Source organism: Actinomadura rugatobispora, assembly GCF_055379765.1.
Map to the genome: position 1 here is coordinate 5809985 of NZ_AP029191.1, position 17470 is coordinate 5827454.

The 17470-nt window shown below is 71.5% G+C and carries 14 protein-coding genes; 7 read left to right on the forward strand and 7 right to left on the reverse strand.

Translation table 11 applies throughout. From position 1 onward, the window contains the following. Window positions 1-220: 220 nt before the first annotated feature. Together ACZ466_RS25960 and ACZ466_RS25965 are read left to right on the forward strand one after the other, a co-directional pair. Window positions 221-598 carry a peptidase inhibitor family I36 protein gene (locus tag ACZ466_RS25960; RefSeq protein ID WP_378284368.1) on the forward strand — a complete coding sequence of 126 codons (378 nt, stop codon included), beginning with the start codon at window positions 221-223 and terminating at the stop codon, window positions 596-598. Window positions 599-662: 64 nt separating this feature from the next. Next, window positions 663-1556 carry a hypothetical protein gene (locus tag ACZ466_RS25965; protein WP_378284367.1) on the forward strand — a complete coding sequence of 298 codons (894 nt, stop codon included), beginning with the start codon at window positions 663-665 and terminating at the stop codon, window positions 1554-1556. 57 nt (window positions 1557-1613) lie between these two features. Here ACZ466_RS25965 and ACZ466_RS25970 read toward each other — a convergent pair whose 3' ends face one another. From ACZ466_RS25970 to ACZ466_RS25990, 5 genes are all read right to left on the reverse strand, one after another. After that, window positions 1614-2180 (reverse strand): GNAT family N-acetyltransferase, encoded by a 567-nt coding sequence (locus ACZ466_RS25970; protein ID WP_378284366.1) that lies wholly within the window; start codon window positions 2178-2180, stop codon window positions 1614-1616. Window positions 2181-2274: 94 nt separating this feature from the next. Further along, on the reverse strand, window positions 2275-3336 hold the full coding sequence (locus tag ACZ466_RS25975) for a hypothetical protein (RefSeq protein WP_464043968.1): 1062 nt from the start codon (window positions 3334-3336) through the stop codon (window positions 2275-2277). Between the two features lie 133 nt (window positions 3337-3469). Next, a complete protein-coding gene (locus tag ACZ466_RS25980) occupies window positions 3470-4549 on the reverse strand; it encodes an NAD(P)H-dependent amine dehydrogenase family protein (RefSeq protein ID WP_378284364.1) in 1080 nt (359 codons plus the stop codon). A gap of 402 nt (window positions 4550-4951) precedes the next feature. Next, window positions 4952-6073, reverse strand: coding sequence for a phosphoserine transaminase (gene serC / locus ACZ466_RS25985; protein ID WP_378284363.1), 1122 nt, complete (start codon window positions 6071-6073; stop codon window positions 4952-4954). Between the two features lie 68 nt (window positions 6074-6141). Then, window positions 6142-6468 (reverse strand): hypothetical protein, encoded by a 327-nt coding sequence (locus ACZ466_RS25990; RefSeq protein WP_378284362.1) that lies wholly within the window; start codon window positions 6466-6468, stop codon window positions 6142-6144. Window positions 6469-6558: 90 nt separating this feature from the next. On the opposite strand from ACZ466_RS25990, the gene ACZ466_RS25995 reads away from it, so the two are divergent. Continuing rightward, window positions 6559-9372, forward strand: coding sequence for an ABC transporter substrate-binding protein (locus ACZ466_RS25995; RefSeq protein WP_378284361.1), 2814 nt, complete (start codon window positions 6559-6561; stop codon window positions 9370-9372). A 158-nt stretch (window positions 9373-9530) separates the two neighbouring features. Then, window positions 9531-12353 (forward strand): ABC transporter substrate-binding protein, encoded by a 2823-nt coding sequence (locus tag ACZ466_RS26000; protein ID WP_378284360.1) that lies wholly within the window; start codon window positions 9531-9533, stop codon window positions 12351-12353. Window positions 12354-12468: 115 nt separating this feature from the next. Here ACZ466_RS26000 and ACZ466_RS26005 read toward each other — a convergent pair whose 3' ends face one another. Beyond that, window positions 12469-13581 carry a citrate synthase 2 gene (locus tag ACZ466_RS26005; RefSeq protein ID WP_378284359.1) on the reverse strand — a complete coding sequence of 371 codons (1113 nt, stop codon included), beginning with the start codon at window positions 13579-13581 and terminating at the stop codon, window positions 12469-12471. A gap of 123 nt (window positions 13582-13704) precedes the next feature. Between ACZ466_RS26005 and pdxH the strand changes: the two genes are divergently transcribed. Both pdxH and ACZ466_RS26015 read left to right on the forward strand, forming a co-directional pair. Next, a complete protein-coding gene (gene pdxH, locus ACZ466_RS26010; RefSeq protein ID WP_378284358.1) occupies window positions 13705-14442 on the forward strand; it encodes a pyridoxamine 5'-phosphate oxidase in 738 nt (245 codons plus the stop codon). Next, entirely contained in the window at window positions 14439-15848 is a 1410-nt protein-coding gene (locus ACZ466_RS26015) for an MFS transporter (protein WP_378284356.1), read from the forward strand. Before pdxH ends, ACZ466_RS26015 begins: the two co-directional genes overlap by 4 nt. 12 nt (window positions 15849-15860) lie before the next feature. Here the strand turns inward: ACZ466_RS26015 and ACZ466_RS26020 are convergent, their stop codons facing one another. After that, window positions 15861-16589, reverse strand: coding sequence for a UdgX family uracil-DNA binding protein (locus ACZ466_RS26020; protein ID WP_378284355.1), 729 nt, complete (start codon window positions 16587-16589; stop codon window positions 15861-15863). A 100-nt stretch (window positions 16590-16689) separates the two neighbouring features. On the opposite strand from ACZ466_RS26020, the gene ACZ466_RS26025 reads away from it, so the two are divergent. Then, complete coding sequence (locus ACZ466_RS26025) at window positions 16690-17391, forward strand: metal-dependent transcriptional regulator (RefSeq protein WP_378284354.1); 702 nt, start codon at window positions 16690-16692, stop codon at window positions 17389-17391. Window positions 17392-17470: the final 79 nt, after the last annotated feature.

Genomic DNA, 17470 nt, shown 5'->3' on the forward strand with positions numbered 1-17470 from the left:
CAGCGGTTGCGCCCCGGCGAAGGTAGGGCGTCCTGCTATCGGACGGCGTGCCAGGGGACGGCGTGAGGGTCTACAGGGCAATCCTGGGGGCGGCATCTCCTTCAGCTCACGTAATGAGCACTCGCATGACGTAGGCAGGTCGCGATATGGCTGCCAGTCCCGTGCCCTATGGGAGGGCTCGCCAAACGCCTGGTGAATCGATCGATTGGAGCATGAACGCGTGAATCGTAAGACCGTTCTCGCCGTAGGAACTCTATTGCTGAGTGCCACGACCCTGTTCACTTCGAATGCGAGCGCTCAGGCCGACACGGCCGACGTCTCCGCCCAGGACGGCGACTTCGTCCTGTACCAGCACGACGACCAGAACTTCTGGGGCGGGACTTATTTCGTGTTCTGGCCGGACGGCCACTGCGCCAGCCTGAGCGGCAAGCCCATGAACAACAGCGCGAGCTCGATGACGAATACGACGGACCGGACCGTAAGACTGTATGACAGCAGTAACTGCTCGGGTGCGGTGGGCTACACCGCCAAGCCCAACAGCGAGGACGATGACTTCAGCAACAACGGCTTCGACAACAAGGCGAGCTCCATGAGGTAGTCGCAAGGGTGGGCGGAGTACGCGTCCGTCGCCGCACTCGGCGCATTTTTTCTAGGAGCTCAACGTGTTCGTTCGGCTGACGATCGCAGTGTCGGCTCTCGTCGTCGCGGTCGGTGGCTGCTCGGTGGGGACGGCGGAATCCCCTCCTCGACCCGGCGAGACGACGGCGCCTGCCGTGCAGGTTCCGCTCCCAGGTGACGAGGCTCGGACACTCGTCGTCCCCTTCGACGCGTACAACTTCTCCCCGGCCGAGACCGTGACGATCGAGGGCGCGGAGGATCTCCTCATCCGTGACTGCATGCGTGGCCGGCGGATGCCGTGGAAAGTCGTGCCTCTCCCGGCCGCTGAGGACATCGAACCGCAGCACCGCCGTCGTTACGGCGTCATCGAGCCGCGGATCGCCCGCATCTTCGGCTACCAGACCCCCCTCGACCGGCCATCGGTGGCGCGGTACAACGCGGCACGGAAGGATCGAAGGGCGCAACTGTCGCCCGCGGCGCGGCGTGCCGCCTACGGCGATCCGGCCGAGGACGCGGTCGGATGTTTGAAGCAGGCCCGCGAACATCTTTCGAAGGGCGCCCCGAATGTCGACGCGCCCTTGTTCAACAAGCTGATCGGCCAGACGTTCGACCGATCCCAGCGCGACGGCGATGTCGTAGCGGCTTTTCGCGCCTGGAGCGCATGCATGAAGGAGAAGGGGATTCATTACCCGGCCCCGCTCGCGGCCATCACCGACAAGCGGTGGATGAACGCCGGGGGTCCCTCCCGTCAGGAGATCACGGCGGCGGAGACGGACGTGCGGTGCAAAGAGAGGACCGATCTCGTGTCGATCTGGGCCGCGGCGGAGAAGCGCATTCAGCAAGACGCCGTTCGCGCGCACGCAGCGCACTTCCGGGCGCTCAAGACCAGCAAGGATCAGCAGCTCAAGGCCGCCCGCCAGGTCCTTGCCCGTCCTTGACGGGAATCAGGACTCGGATCGGCGCCGGCGACGGCGGGAAGCGGCGACATCCCCTGATCATCCGCTGTGCGCGGCCGCGTGCAGGTTCCGGTTGCCTTCTCGCGGAAGGCGCAAGATCAGGGCGTCGGAGTAGGGCGGCTCGGCGCGGAACTCGGCGATCTTCCGCCAGCCGCTGCGCAGATACCAGGCGTAGGCGTCCGCTTCGATCACGGCGGCGAGCGTGGCGTACTGCTCGGGGCGCCCTGCGAGGAGCGCGTCCAGAAGCGCCCGGCCGGTTCCGCGCCCCCGATGGTCGCGGTCAACGATGAGCTCGATGACCGCGTACTTGGACGCATCCAGCACCTGGGCCGACGGCATCGAGGCGGCCGCCCACCAACTGCCCGCGAGCATGGAGAACCCGAACGAGAACCCCACCAACCGTCCAGACCGCCGGGCCGTGACCAACGTGAAGCCCGTCGACGTCGCCTGCTCGCGCGTCCGCTCCAGGAAGCGGGCCCGGGAGAACTTCGGCGCCGAGTTGTACGGCGGCTCCGCATAAACCTGCACGTACAGATCGGCCAGTTCGTCCAGCATGCCCAGCGCCTCGTGGCCGTCCTGGGATCGCAGCTCAACCTCAGTCGGCATTGCTCCTCCTGCAGACTGTGGGCCCCGGGCGGCGCCAGGACTTCACGGTACTGATCGACGGCGGACCGGGCATGGGCTCATGGATGGAATGGGCTCAGTCGATGCCCTCGATGCCCTGCAGCGCCCGAGCGGCGTTGGTCGCGGCCTCGGTGTCGCCGGACTTGTTCAAGAGTTCGACGTGCCAGGTGAGGCACGTGCGCATCAAAGATCGGGTCTCGGTGTCCACGAGCGCGAACGGTCCCAGGGAGTTCACCACGCCGCCCATCCAGGAGGCGAGGTCGAGGGCGAGATCACGCAGATCGTGGCGTTCGCATACCTGGGAGCACAGCAGCAGCGTCCGCGCCCACAACGGGCCATGTTCGCCCATGTTGTAGCGCAGCTCCGGGGATTGCCGCTCCGACTGGTGCGCGTACAGCACATGCGCCTCGAACCCCAGGCGAAGTCCCGCGGCCTGGTCGTTCTCCATGACCGATGCGGCGCCCGTGGCGAAGAGTTCGGCGACGACAAGAGCGTCTCCGGCAGTGCAACGCCGGGACGTGGAAATGAGCGAACAGTCGACCGCCGGCGCCGTCACTGAGCTCTTGAGCTGCCCGACCACCGCGGGTTGCGGGCCGCTGCCGGACGGCGGGTGGACGCGGTCCAGCGCCCGCGCCAAGGTCATCTCGGCCAGCGGCGGCACCGGCGGCTCCACCTCGATCACGGCGGACGCGGGAGCCGCCTGCACGGCGAACTTCTTCGCGCTCGCGGCGATGCTGTGCCGATCGAACCTCTCGTGGATGTCCGCGGCGATCAGACCGGCCTTGACGAAGGCGGGGACATAGATCCTTTTCGCCGCGAGGCTCCGGTTGATCTCGTCCCGGCGGTTCATGAAGGTGCGGATCGCAAGATCGGCCGCGGCCACGGCGAGGTCAGGGTCACCGAACCTGTGCAGGACCTCCGCGTGCCGGGACAGGGCGCGCGCCATCTCGATCGTGAACGGCTCATCGTCATCGAAGAGATCCAGATATCCGATGATCCCGTTTTCGGCGCTCACCAGAGCCGAGGCACCCTGCCCCGTACGGCACTGCTCGACCGCTTCGTCAAGGTGCTGCTCGGGACCGGATGCTCCGAGCGGCGCGCCGCTGTGAGCCCGATCTCGCCGTCTCCGCCACCGCATGCCTGGATTGTAGATTTATGCGCAGAACGATCTATATTGTCTCGGCTTGCCACTACTGGTCGGTGTTTTGGGAACGCGGCGCTTCGTTCGGACGAGACGGTGCCGCGTGGGTTGTACGTGTGCCTGGCCGCGATCATCGCCTGGGTGGATCTGTTCTCGGACGGCGGAGTGAGTGCCGTCCGGTAATGGTCGGCAGGTCCAGGAAGGTGCGGATGCCCGCCGGTGCCGCGCAGACCGGCACGATCGCGTGGACCGCGTGCATCGCCGTACCGAGGCATCCCTGGTCGTTCTCGTCCTCGCCGTTCACGCCGATCTTGGCTTCGACGACCATGGACGGCCGGCCCTCGACGGTGACCTTCCAGCCCCGCCCGGTCGGCCAGCCGGGTGCCGCGTCGGGGTGGAGCCGCGTCACGTGCTCGACGGTGAGCGCCCGGCGGCCCTCGATGACGGCGGTGGCGCCGAAGCGCAGGGCGGCGATCGTGCCGGATTCGATCCGGCCGGCGGCCACGTCGAACGGCTCGTCGGCCAGCCAGATGTCCCGATGGAAGTCGAAGTCCTCGATGGTGGCCTCCAGCGCCTCGGCGACCATCATCAGCGGCGCGCGGAACGGTGAGGCCAGCACCGCCGGGTCGGCGCCGAAGAAGCGCGTCGAGTCGGCGGGGTGGCCGAACCCCATGACGTCGAACAACATGAATCTGTTGTCGTAGTTCGCGTAGTCGAGCAGCTCCTGCACGATCAGGGAGTCGACGTGGCGGAACAGGCCGGACATCGCCAGGGGCAGCACCTCGGACGCCCACCCCGGCTCGATCCCGGTCGCGTGGAAGGTCGTGCCGCCCTCGGCGCAGGCTTCTTCGAGCCGCCGCACGACCTCGGGGCCCATGCTCGCGGGGTAGATCAGCGGGGTCACCGCTGTCGAGACGACGTTCTTGCCCGAGGCGAGCAGCGGGCAGATGTCGTCGAGCGCGCCCATCGGATCCGCATCGCCCTGCGCCATGAAAAGGACGCAGTCGGCGTCGAGGGCGAGGATGTCCGATCGTTCCGTTGTCGCGGTGATACCGACCGGACCGATGCCGGCGATGTCCCCGGCGTCCCGTCCGCCCTTGTCTGGGTCGTAGACCAGGCACCCCGCCAGTTCGAGATCGGGATGATCGACGACCGCCGCGATCGCGTGCCGTCCCACCGGCCCGGTCGCCCACTGCACGACGCGAAGCATGAGGGTCCTCTCGCGAAATACCCCCGCCGGTAACCTTCTTACTGATTTTGGATAATATAGTTACCGCGCGGTAGCGTCAACGAGTTCGATGCTGCGTCAGCGCACTTGCCCCTTCGCCAGGGGATCCGCGGGTAACGGCATTACCGGAGAATGGCGTTCGAGTAGTGCCCGGTCGTTGTACCAGCGTGGAGAGGGTACGCACGCGCGGCACAGGGAGCACGGTCGGATTTTCCGGGAGGGCTCTTCTTGCGGGTCGTTGGCTTCGCCCGCGAGGTATTCGGCTCGGTCGCGGCAGGTCGCCCGGTGGGGCCGCTCTGCGGTGCTTGTCGGCACGCGGGAGCCCCTGCCCGAGCAAAGCGAGGACTCCCCGAGGTGGTCGGGGAGTCCTCGCTTCTCGTGCGGCTAGAGGCGCTCGACGATGTAGTCGACGCAGGCCGTGAGGGCCTCCACGTCGGCGGGGTCGATGGCGGGGAACATGCCGACGCGGAGCTGGTTGCGGCCCAGCTTGCGGTACGGCTCGGTGTCGACGATGCCGTTGGCGCGCAGGATCTTGGCGACGGCGGCGGCGTCGACCTCGTCGGTGAAGTCGATCGTGCCGACGACCTGGGAGCGCTGGGCCGGGTCGGTGACGAACGGGGTGGTGAAGGTGGTCTTCTCGGCCCAGGTGTAGAGGCGCTGGGCGGAGTCGGCGGTGCGGGCCGTGGTCCAGGCGAGGCCGCCCTGGCCGTTCATCCACTCGATCTGCTCGGCGAGGAGCAGGAGGGTGGCGACGGCCGGGGTGTTGTAGGTCTGGTCCTTGGCCGAGTTGTCCACGACGGTCTTCAGGTTGAAGAACTCGGGGACGTAGCGGTCGGAGGAGGCGATCTCCTCGATGCGGGCGAGCGCGGCCGGGGAGGCGAGCGCGACCCAGAGGCCGCCGTCGGCGGCGAAGCACTTCTGCGGGGCGAAGTAGTAGACGTCGGTCTCGCTGACGTCCACGGGCAGGCCGCCCGCGCCGGAGGTGGCGTCGACCAGGACGAGGCCGTCGTCGGCGGGCCGCCTGATCGGCATGGCGACGCCGGTGGAGGTCTCGTTGTGGGTGAGGGCGTAGACGTCGACGCCCTCCTCGGCCCGGGCCTGCGGGTGGGTGCCGGGGTCGGCGGAGATGACCGACGGGTCAGCCAGCCAGGGGGCGCCCTTGGTGACCTTGGCGAACTTGCTGGAGAACTCGCCGAAGGTCAGGTGCTGCGACTTCTCGCGGACCAGCCCGAACGCGGCGGCGTCCCAGAACGCGGTGGTGCCGCCGTTGCTGAGCAGGACCTGGTGGCCCTCGGGCAGCGAGAACAGCTGCGCGAGGCCCTCGCGGACGCGGCCGACCAGGGACTTGACCGGCTTCTGGCGGTGCGAGGTGCCCATGTAGGCCGAGCCGCTCTCGGCGAGGGCGGCCAGCTGCTCGGGGCGGACCTTGGACGGCCCGCAGCCGAAGCGGCCGTCGGCGGGCTTGAGGTCGTCGGGAAGGACAATGGCTGGGTTGCTGTCGGTCACTCACACGAGGGTAGTTGACCTGGGCCGGAGTTCGTGGCCGGGGCTCACATCCCGAGACGTGGCGGGGCTCACTTGCGGCGGCGGAGCGTCCAGACGGCGATGACGGCGAGCCCTGCGAGGCAGAGGGCGGCGATGACGGCGGGCGGGTAGATCCAGGGGTCGTCGCGGCGGCGGGCCTCCAGGGCGGTGGTGACCGAGTCGTAGGCGAGGAAGGCCAGCAGGAGGGCGACGGCGGCGAGGGCGAGGCGGCCGGAGACGGCGTTGGTGCGACGGCGGCGTTCCTCGCGCTCGCGCTCCTGGTGGGCCAGGTCTTCGGCGGGGGCGGGACGAGTGGCGCCGACCGTGGGCGCGGGGCCGATGTCGCCGTCGAGGGGGGCGTCGTAGTCATCGGTCACGCATCAATGATGGCAAAGCCCTTCCCTGCCCGGTGTTCGATCGGTTTCATCGGGTTCGTCTGGTTTCTTGACAATTCGAGGAGGCGTCGCGTGAGTTCGGGGCATGCCGGTCCACCGGGCGCGGAGCGGCTGGAGGGCCTGCTCAGCCTCTTCGAGCGGATCCGGGAGAGGCCGCGCAGGCGGGCCGGCGACCGGCTGCGGCCGCTGCTGATCACGATCGGGGACACGGGGGAGACCCGGCAGGTCTCGCACCTGCTGGTGGAGCGCTGCATGGCCGATCCGGGGCCGTACGCGCACATCAGCTCCGACGTCCCGGCGTTCACGGACCTGGCGCTGCTGCTGCGGTACGTGAGCCGGGAGCTGTCCTCGCACCGGCCCAGGTTCGAGCCGGGGCTGCGGTTCCCGATGCTGAGCATGGTGCTGTGGCTGCTGGAGCTGCGGCGGATGCGGCTGGAGCAGGCGGGGGACAGGCGACCCGACCAGCGGTTCGCGTCCAACGCGCAGCGCGCCCTGTGGCAGCTGGCCGGTGAGCTTGAGGCGGCCGAGGAGGACAAGGACCGGCGGACGCTGCTGGGCCGCGGGATCCTGCGCCGCCGGCAGATCGTGGTGCCGGCCGAGCGGCCCGGGCAGCAGGGCCGGCTGGCGTCGGCGCTGTCGTACCTGGAGCAGGTGGCACCGATCGGGGTGGCGCTGGTGGCGCTGGTCAGCGCGGGCGCCGCCAGCACCCTGGACCTGGCCGCGGCGATGCTGGCGGGCGGGGTGGGCCTGTCGCTGGTGCTGGGGCAGGTGGTGGCGCGCACGCGGGACCGGTCGGGACGGCGCCGCTACCGCTGGTTCACCTCCGCCGAGCAGACCTACCTGCGCGGGAACCGCTCCTCCGACTTCCTCGGGTTCGCGCTGGACGTGTTCTACCGGGAGGAGTCCGATCCGGGGACGCCGCTGGACGAGGACCTCGAACGGCTGCTGGTCGCCGCGTTCCTGCAGGATCTGCGGCAGTCGTACCGCCGGTCGATCTGGCGGGCGGCGTGGGCGCGGGTGCGCTACCCGGCCGTGGTGATCGACCTGCTGCCCGAGGACCACCCCAGCCGGGCGCGGAGCCGCCGCTTCGTCGAGCGGGTCGAGGAGCTGCGCCGGGCCGAGGAGCGGTTCGACCCGCTGGTGATCGCCGTGGCGACCGGGTCGGAGGAGGAGGCGGCCGGGCTGGCGGCCGCGGTGCGGTCGGCGCCCGCCGAGCAGGTCGTGGTCGATCTGGGCGCGGTGCGGGAGCAGGACGACGGGCACCGGTTCTGGGAGGCGCACCTGCGCGAGCAGCGGCGGGTGGCGGTGCTGGGGACCCGGCGGGAGTTCCGGGTGGACGCGGGGCGCGGGGACGGGTCGTCCACCGAACCGGTCTACCGGGGCCGCCGCCGCCCGGTGCTCACCCATCCGGCGCTGCCGTGGGTCCTGGCGGGGACGATCCTGGCCGCCTCGGTGTCGGTCATCTCGTTCCAGGCGGTGCGGTACTGCTCGCCGTTCACGGTGCGGCACGCGCCCAACGGCGAGTGCATCGGGATCAGCGACGGTTCGTACGTGTTCAACGAGCGGCTGGACGGGGTGGAGCGGCGGATCGCGCGGCTCAACGACGCGGTGGTGGCCTCGGGCAAGCCGTACGTGACGCTGGTCTACCTCGGCCCGATGACCACCGACCCGGAGAACCGCAACCCGGAGGCGGACCTGCTGGCCGGCAACCACGGGGAGCTGGTCGGGCTGTCGATCGCGCAGGAGCGGCACAACAAGACCAGCGGGCTGCCGCTGCTGCGGATCCTGCTGGCCAACACCGGTTCCCGGTTCCGGTACGCGGAGGAGGTGGCGCGGCAGGTGCGGCGGCTGGCGGTCGAGGACGGCACGATCGTGGCGGCGGTCGGGTTCGGGCACAGCCGGAAGCAGACCGGCGACGCGATCGACGAGCTGTCGAAGTCGGCGCTGCCGATGGTGGGGACGACCAACACCTTCGACGGGACGGCCCTGGCGAGGGGCCGCTTCTCGCCGTACTACTTCCGCCTGGCGCCGCCCAACCAGCGGCTGGCCGTGCACGCCGCGTACTGGGCGCGCAACGGGCAGACAGGGGTGCGGGCCGGAAGCGCCGACATCTTCTACGACACCAGCCCGGGCGACCTCTACAGCAAGAACCTCGCCGAGGACTTCGCCAGGGCGTTCGCCCCCGGGAGGGTGAACATGCGGTCGTACGCGGATCCGAGCCAGGTCCCGGCGCGGCTGCTGGAGGCGTGTGCGAACCCGGCCGACGTGTTCTATTACGCGGGGCGTTCGGACGAGTTCCGGGCGTTCATCAACACGCTGGCCAACACCGACTGCAAGGGGCGGCGGGTCGTCCTGGCGGGCGACGAGGTCACCAAGTACATCAGTGACAACGCCCGCGACATCGGCCGCACGGACTCGATCCGGCTGTTCTTCAGCCCGCTGGCCGCCCGGGAGGCGTGGGTGCCCACGTGGGTGGGGAACCAGCCGCTGCAGCTGTTCTACAGCGCGTTCGATCCGGTGGTGAACGAACTGGTGGGCGCGGGCGCGCCCGCCAACGCCAGGCCGTCGCGCACCCATGCCGCGCTGGGCTACGACGCCGCCCGGACGGTGATCGGCGCGGCGACGCGGGTCTACGCCGACCGGGGGCGGACGCTGCCGACCGCGGCGGCGATCCTGTCGGAGCTGACCGAGCCGGGCGAGGGCGCGCTGGGGCAGGGCGCCACCGGGCTGCTGCGGTTCGGCCCGCGCGCGCAGGGCCACCAGATCCCGGGCAAGCCGGTGCTGCTGACGACGGTCGATCCGCAGGGCGGGCTGCGGGTGGTCGCGGTGTGCGGGGAACTGGTCCGCGGCGGCGGGAGCACTCCCGGCTCGTGCCCGTCCGGCTGAGCCTCTCCTTTGGCCGCCGGAAGGTTCCAACGAATCGGCGGCCCGCCGCGTCATACCCCTACGGAGCGTAGATCATGACAGCCGAGTGAGAGAGGGGCTGTTCTCCCATGGCGGCGGCCGGCGGAGACCAAGGGCTGGGCGCGGACAGGCTCCGCGGCGTGCTGGAACTCTTCGAACGGCTCCGGGAGCGGCCGCCGCGCCGCGTCCGGGAACGGCTGCGGCCGCTGCTCCTGCTGCTCGGCCCCGCCGGGCGGACGGGCCGGGTCGCCAAGCTGTTCAAGGAGCGCTGCGAGGACGAGCGGGCGCCCGCCTCGCACATCGCCGCCGACACCGCCGCGACCGACATCTCCGGCGTGCTGCGCGAGGCGATGCACGAGCTGTCGCAGTCGGCGTGCCGCCCGCGCTGGGAGCCGGCGCTGCGCTTCCCGCTCCTGGAGATGGCGCTGTGGCTGCGCGACCTGCGGGAGATCCGGCTGGCCGGCGACCCGCAGCCGCCGCGCAACGCCTCCCGCGCCGAGCGGGAGAACCACCGGCTCGTCCACACCCTGACCAACCCGCCGGTCGGCGACAACGAGAGCAGCCGGCGGCGCGAGCTGGGCCGGGTGATCCGCCGCCGCGGCCGGGACGTGCTGCGCGACATGGACGAGGGGCGGCGCGGCCGGATCAGCACGTTCCTGGGCTTCCTGGAGCAGATCGCCCCGATCGGGGTGGCGATCGTCGCGGTGGTCAGCGCCGGTACGGCCGCGGCCGTGGACCTGGCCGCGGCGATCCTGGCGGGGACGGTCGGGCTGGCGTTCGTGGCCGTGCAGATCCTGGCGCGGACCCGCGGCTGGTACGGGGTGCTGCGCTACAACTGGTTCCGCCGCCAGCCGTACCTGAGCGACGGCTCGCCCGACTTCCTCAGCTTCGCCCTCGGGGTCTGCGACCCGCGCCCGGTGGAGCCGGACGACCACGCCGAGCAGCTCGACCAGCTGCTGGTGGCGGCGTTCCTGGAGGACCTGCGGCGCAACTACCGGCGCGACGTGCGGCGGGCGGCCTGGGCCCGGGTCCGCTACCCCGTGATCATCTTCGAGGCGCTGGCGCCCGGGCAGGTCGGGGTCGCGTTCGTCGAGACCGTGGAGCGGGTCAGGGCCCGCGCCCAGCGGGACGCGGACCGGCCGGTGTTCGACCCGCTGGTGATCACCGCGGGGGTGGATCCGGCCGAGCCCGCCGACACCGACCCGCACGCCCCGTCCGGCACCCGGCTGGTGGACCGGATCGCGCAGGCGGTCCGGGTGGACCTGGCCTCCGGCGAGCCCGCCGACGTGGTCGCGGCGGCCCGGCTGTGGGAGCGGCACCGGGCCGAGCAGCGGCGCGTCGCGGAGCTGGGCACCCGGCGCGAGCTGCGGGTGGACGTGACCGACTTCCCCGCGGGCGGGGAGCCGCCGGCGGTGCGGCCGGGACGGCGCCGCCCCCGGCTCACCCACCCGTGGCTGCCGTGGGTCCTGATGGTCGCGGTGCTGGCCGGGTCCATCTCGGTGATCTCGGTGAACGCGTTCCGGTACTGCGCGGCGTTCCAGATCGTCCGGACCGCGTCGGGGGAGTGCGTGGGGATCACCGACGGGTCCTACACCTTCGGCGCCGACGGCATGAGCGGCGGCGCCGACAACCGGATGAAGCCCGTCCTGGACCGGATCGAGCGGCTGAACGACGAGGTGCTGCGGTCCGGGAAGGACTACATCACGCTGGTCTACCTGGGGCCGGTCACCGCCGACCCGTCCACCCGGAACCGGCGGCTGGACCTGCTCGCGGGCGCCCAGGGCGAGCTGGTGGGCCTGTCGATCGAGCAGCAGCGGTTCAACGACGCCAGCCCTGACCTGCGGCTGCGGATCCTGGTCGCCAACGCCGGGGCCAAGTTCCGGTACGGGGCGCAGGTCGCCGCGCAGATCCGCGACCTGGCCCTGGAGGACCGCTCGATCGTGGCGGTGGTCGGGTTCGAGCAGAGCCGGGAGCAGACCCGCGCGGCGATCCGGGTGCTGTCCAAGGCGGCGCTGCCGCTGATCGGCACGGCCAACAGCTACGAGGCGATCGGGCGGCTGGAGAGCGGGGCGTACTCGCCGTACTTCTTCCGGCTGGCGCCGACCAACCAGCGGCTGGCCCGGCACGCCGCGTACTGGGCCGCGAACGGGCGGCTGGGCGGGCGGGCCCGCACCATCGACGTGATCTACGACGACGACCCGGCCGACCTCTACAGCCGCGACCTGGCGGGACGGTTCCGGGCCGAGTTCCTCAAGGAGCGGCCGGACGGGACGGTGCGGATGTCGGCGTACCGGCACCCCAGCGACGTGGCGCGGGCGACGATGGCGGCGTGCCGCTCCCCGCAGGACGCCTTCTACTACGCGGGGCGCTCGGACGAGTTCGCCACCTTCGTCAACACGATCGAGCAGAACTGCGGGCAGGCCGACCCGGTGGTGCTGGCCGACGACGAGATCGCCAAGTACGTGAGCGACCACCCCAAGGAGATCGGCGGCCGCGGCTACCGGCTGTACTACACGCCGCTGGCGCTGTGGGAGGCGTGGTCGCCGCAGTGGGTGGGCCCGGACCGGCAGCGGCAGACGTTCTACTCCGACTACCGGCGGATCGCGCGGGCGATGGCGGGGAACTCCGCCCTGCCCGAGCTGCAGCCGTCGGAGACCCGGGCGGCGGTGAGCTACGACGCCGCGGCCGTGATCACCAACGTGGCGCGGCAGGTGCACGGGGAGCAGGACTCGGTGCCGACCGCCAGCGCGGTGTTCGCGGCGCTGACCGACCAGGGCCGGGACGCGCTGCCCAAGGGCGCGAGCGGGGTGCTGCGGTTCGTGCGCGGCCCGACGGGCCATCTCGTCCAGGAGAAGCCGGTGCTGCTGGCGACCGTCGACCAGGACGGCGCCCTGAAGGTCGAGGCCGTCTGCGGACGCCTGGTCGCCAGGGGCCAGGTCGCGGGGGACTGCCCGAAGGAGTGACCGTCCCGGCGGGGGGTAGAGGGGCTGGAAAACGGGCAGGCCCCCGGATCCTCCGGGGGCCTCCAGCGCGTTCGCGTAGGGGTGGACGGGGTGGTGGGGCGCGCCGGCTACCGGGTCAGCCGGCGTTGCGCTTGAGGGCCTCCGCGGCTCCGGGCACGTCCTCGATGGAACGGGTGCCGGGGCCGACGTACTTGGCGCTGGGCCGCACCAGCCGCCCGGTGCGCTTCTGCTCCAGGATGTGCGCGGCCCACCCGGCGGTACGGCCGCAGGTGAACATGGCGGGCATCATCGCGGTCGGGACCTCGGCGAAGTCCAGGATGACCGCGGCCCAGAACTCGACGTTGGTCTCGATCGGACGGTCGGGACGGCGCTCCCGCAGCTCGGCCAGCGCCGCGTCCTCCAGCGCCTTGGCGGCCTCGAAGCGGGGGGCGTCCAGCTCCCTGGCGGTCCGGCGCAGCACGCGGGCCCGCGGGTCCTCGGCCCGGTAGACGCGGTGGCCGAAGCCCATCAGCCGGTCGCCGGAGTCGAGGATGTCGGTGACGACCTTGCGGGCGTCGCCGATCCGCTCCACCTTCTCGATCATCGGCAGCACGCGGGCCGGGGCGCCGCCGTGCAACGGTCCCGACATGGCGCCGATCGCGCCGGAGATGCTGGCCGCCACGTCCGCGCCGGTGGAGGCGATGACGCGGGCGGTGAACGTGGAGGCGTTCAGCCCGTGCTCGGCGGCGGAGACCCAGTACGCGTCGATGGCCTGGACGTGCTTGGGGTCAGGCTCACCGCGCCAGCGGATCATGAACCGCTCGGTGATGGTCGTGCCCTCGTCGATGCGGCTCTGCGGCACCATGGGCTGGGAGACGCCGCGGGCCGACTGCGCCACGAACGACAGCGCGGTGACCGAGGTGCGGGCGAGGTCGGCGCGGGCCTCCTCGTCGGAGATGTCGAGCAGGGGGCGCATGCCGTACGCCGGGGCCAGGATGGGCAGCGCGCTCTGCACGTCGACCCGCACGTCGCCCGAGGTGACCGGCAGCACGTGCGGCTCCGCCGGGGCCAGGCCCGGGTCGAAGCTGTCGTCGACGAGCAGCCCCCAGGCGTCACCGAAGGAGACGCGGCCGACCAGGTCCTCGATGTCGACGCCGCGGTACCGGAGGGCGCCGCCCTCCTTGTCGGGCTCGGCGATCTCGGTCTCGAAGGCTACGACCCCCTCGAGGCCGGGTTTGAAGTCGGACATGTGTCCTGCCTTTCGTCTCCCATAGTGATAAGGCGGTGCCGTGCCATTGAACCTTGTCCGTTTTACCCATCAGTACCCAGGCCCCTATGAGATGCACAAGCCCAGGTGAGAGAGTCGTACTTCGTGGAAAAACCGACACCCGATCCCGCCGGGCTCCGTAAAACCTACGAGGGCGGGGAGCTCGCGGAGACCACTCTTCCGGCGGACCCGCTGGACCTGTTCGCCGCCTGGTTCGCCGACGCGGCGGGGCTGGCGGCGCTTCCGGAGCCGAACGCGATGGTGCTCGCGACGGCGTCGGCGGAGGCCGTGCCCAGCATCCGGACGGTGCTGCTCAAGGGTTACGGTCCGGACGGATTCCGCTTCTTCACCAACCTGACCTCGCGGAAGGGACGCGATCTCGCCGAGAACCCGAGGGCGGCGCTGGTCTTCCCGTGGCACACGATGCACCGCCAGGTGATCGTCAACGGCCTGGTCGCCGAGCTGTCCCGGGAGGAGACCGCCGCCTACTTCCGCACGCGCCCGTACGGGTCGCGGCTGGGCGCCTGGGCCAGCGAGCACCAGTCCGCGGTGATCGACGGCCGCGAGGAACTCGAACGCCGCTGGGCCGACCTCGCCAGAAGATGGCCGGATCCGGCCACCCGACCCGACTCTGCCCAGCTCACAGCCCAGAAACCGGGCGGTGAGGGCGACGACGTCGTCCCGCTGCCCGACTTCTGGGGCGGCTTCCGTGTGGTAGCCGAGTCGATCGAGTTCTGGCAGGGCCGCCCCAACCGCCTGCACGACCGCCTCCGCTACCGCTGCGTTCCGCCCGGCACCCCCGGCCGCGAAGCGATCTGGAAGGTCGAGAGACTGTCCCCGTGATCGCTTCGGTACGCCGGTGGCTCGGCGGGATCGCCATCGACGTGCGGCCGCTGAGCCGTCCGGCGTTCCGCCGGCTGTGGCTCGGGCAGGGCGTGTCGTTCGTCGGGTTCCAGGTCACCGCCGTGGCGGTGCCCGTCCAGGTGTACGACATGACCCGGTCCTCGTTCTGGGTCGGCGCGCTGGGGGTGGCCAACCTCGTCCCGCTGATCGTCTTCGGGCTGTGGGGCGGCGCGGTCGCCGACCACATGGACCGCCGCCGGCTGCTGCTCGTGTCGTCCCTGGTGACCTGGGCCGCGACGCTGCTGCTCCTGATCCAGGCGCTGCTGGGGCTCGGCGACCTGGCGCTGATCATGGCGGTGGTGGCGGTGCAGGCCACCGGGTTCGCGGTGGCCTCGCCGACCCGCAGCGCGATCATCCCGCGGCTGCTGGACCGCTCCCTGGTCCCGACGGCCAACACGCTGAACTTCACCGCCAGCACGGTCGGGATGCTGGCCGGGCCGATGTTCGCCGGGGTGATCCTGGCCCGCTGGGGCTACTCCGCCGCGTACGCACTGGACGCCGTGCTGTTCACCGTGGGCCTGTACGCGGCGCTGCGGCTGCCGCCCGTCCCGCCGCTGGGCGAGGTCACCGGCTCGCCCGGGCTGCGCTCGGTGGTCGAGGGCCTGCGGTTCCTGGCGACCCAGCCGGTGCTGCTGATGTCGTTCGTCGTGGACATCATCGCGATGGCCGTGGCGATGCCGCGGGCGCTGTTCCCCGAACTGGCCGAGACCCGGTTCGGCGGCGGCGCGGCGGTCGGGTGGCTGAGCGCCGCGATCGCGTTCGGCGCGTTCGGGGGCGGGCTGATCTCCGGCTGGATCGGCCGGGTGCACCGCCAGGGCGTCGCGCTGATCGCCGCGATCGTGGTGTGGGGGCTGGCGGTGGCGGCGGCCGGGCTGGCGGGGGACCTGTGGCTGGTGGTGGTGCTGCTCGCGGTCGGCGGCGCCGCGGACCTGGTGTCGGCGGTGTTCCGGCAGACGATGCTCCAGACGTACGCGCCGGACGAGATGCGCGGCCGGCTCCAGGGCGTGTTCACCGTCGTCGTGGCGGGCGGCCCCCGGCTGGGCGACCTGCGCGCGGGGGCCACGGCCGCGCTGGCCGGGGCCACGGCGTCCTGGGTGGGCGGCGGGCTGGCGTGCGCCGTGCTGGTGGTGGTCGTGGGCCTGTGCGTGCCGGCGCTGCTGAGGTACGACACGCGCACGTCCACGATGGAGCCCCTCGACGACCGCACCGACCACACCGATAACACCGACCACACCGATAACAACGGCCACACAGATCACACCGGCCACACCGCCCCTGCCCAGCCCGGCGACGACCCCCCGGCCGAGGCCCGCGCCACGTGCAAGGACGCCGATCCCAGGGACTAGGGCCGCCGGGCCTCACCCGAGGGCGATGGCGGCGATCTTCAGGTCTTCCACCAGCCCGGCGAACATCGCCTCGCGGTCGTCGGCCCGCAGCACCGCCGAGGGGTGGATCGTCGCCAGGAGCCGGACGCCCTCCCCGGCGGCGGCCTCCGGGGCGGCGGCCTCCGCGGCGTCCCCGGCGGCCTCGGCGGCCTCCGGAGTCCCGATGAGATCGAGAGCGGGCAGCGGCAGCAGCGCGCCGCGCTGCTTGGTCACCCGGAACGACGACCCCAGCAGCGCCTTGCCCGCCGTCGCCCCGAGGGCCACCACCACGTCCGGGTCCACGGTGCGCAGCTCGGCCAGCAGCCAGGGCCGACAGGCGTGCATCTCCCGCATGTTCGGCGTCTCGTGGATGCGGCGCTTGCCGCCGCCCTCGGGACGCCTGAACTTGAAGTGCTTCACGGCGTTGGTCACGTAGACGTCCCCGCGCTCGATCCCGGCCTCCTCCAGGGCCTCGTCGAGCACCCGCCCGGCCGGTCCCACGAACGGCGCGCCCCGCCGATCCTCTTGGTCACCGGGCTGCTCGCCGACGAGAACGGCACGCGCCCGCGGCGAACCGGAACCGAACACGGTCTGCGTGGCGTTCTCATAGAGCGGACAACCCCGGCAGCCGCCGGCGGCCCGGCGCAGCGCCTCGAGATCGGCCCGCGCCGCCGGGTCACCGGGCAGGTACGGGGCGGCGTCATGGGAAGAAAACGCGGTCATGGTGGGTTGGTCCGTACCCATCCACCCGGGGATATGCGTGCTCAGCCTCCCTGAACGTGCTGGGCGAAGTAGACTCGGGGCCACAAGACTGGAGGGAGCTGTGACCTCACACGGCCTGATCGATACCACGGAGATGTATCTCCGGACGGTCTTCGAGCTCGAAGAGGAGGGGATCATCCCCCTTCGCGCGCGCATCGCCGAGCGGCTCTCGCAGAGCGGCCCGACGGTGAGCCAGACGGTGGCGCGGATGGAGCGCGACGGGCTGCTGCGGGTCGAGGGCGATCGCCATCTGGAGCTCACCGACAGCGGCCGCGGGCTGGCCACCCGCGTGATGCGCAAGCACCGCCTGGCCGAGTGCCTGCTGGTCAACGTGATCGGACTGCCCTGGGAGGACGTGCACATCGAGGCCTGCCGGTGGGAGCACGTGATGTCGGAGGAGGTCGAGCGGCGCCTGGTCGCCCTGCTCGACAACCCCACGACCTGCCCGCACGGCAACCCCATCCCCGGTCTGGACGAGCTCGGCGGGCACACCGACGCCGCGCAGGGCGGCCCGGTGTCGGTGATGACCCAGGTCGCCACCGAGGGCGGCGCCCCCGCGGTGATCCGCCGGATCAGCGAGCAGGTGCAGAGCGACAGCGACCTGATGCTTAGACTCAAGCAGATGGGGATCCAGCCCGGGCGGGAGGTGACCCTCCGGGAGAGCGACGACGGGGTGCGGGTGACGTGTGACGACGAGGGCGGCAATCCGACGACCGACCTCCCGAAGGACATCGCCGAGCACGTCTTCGTCAGCCGCCGATGACCTTCGCGCGGCCCTGCGCGGCGCACGCCGCGCCGCCTTCCGCGCCGCCCTCCGAGGGTGCCTCGGAGGGCGTTCGCGC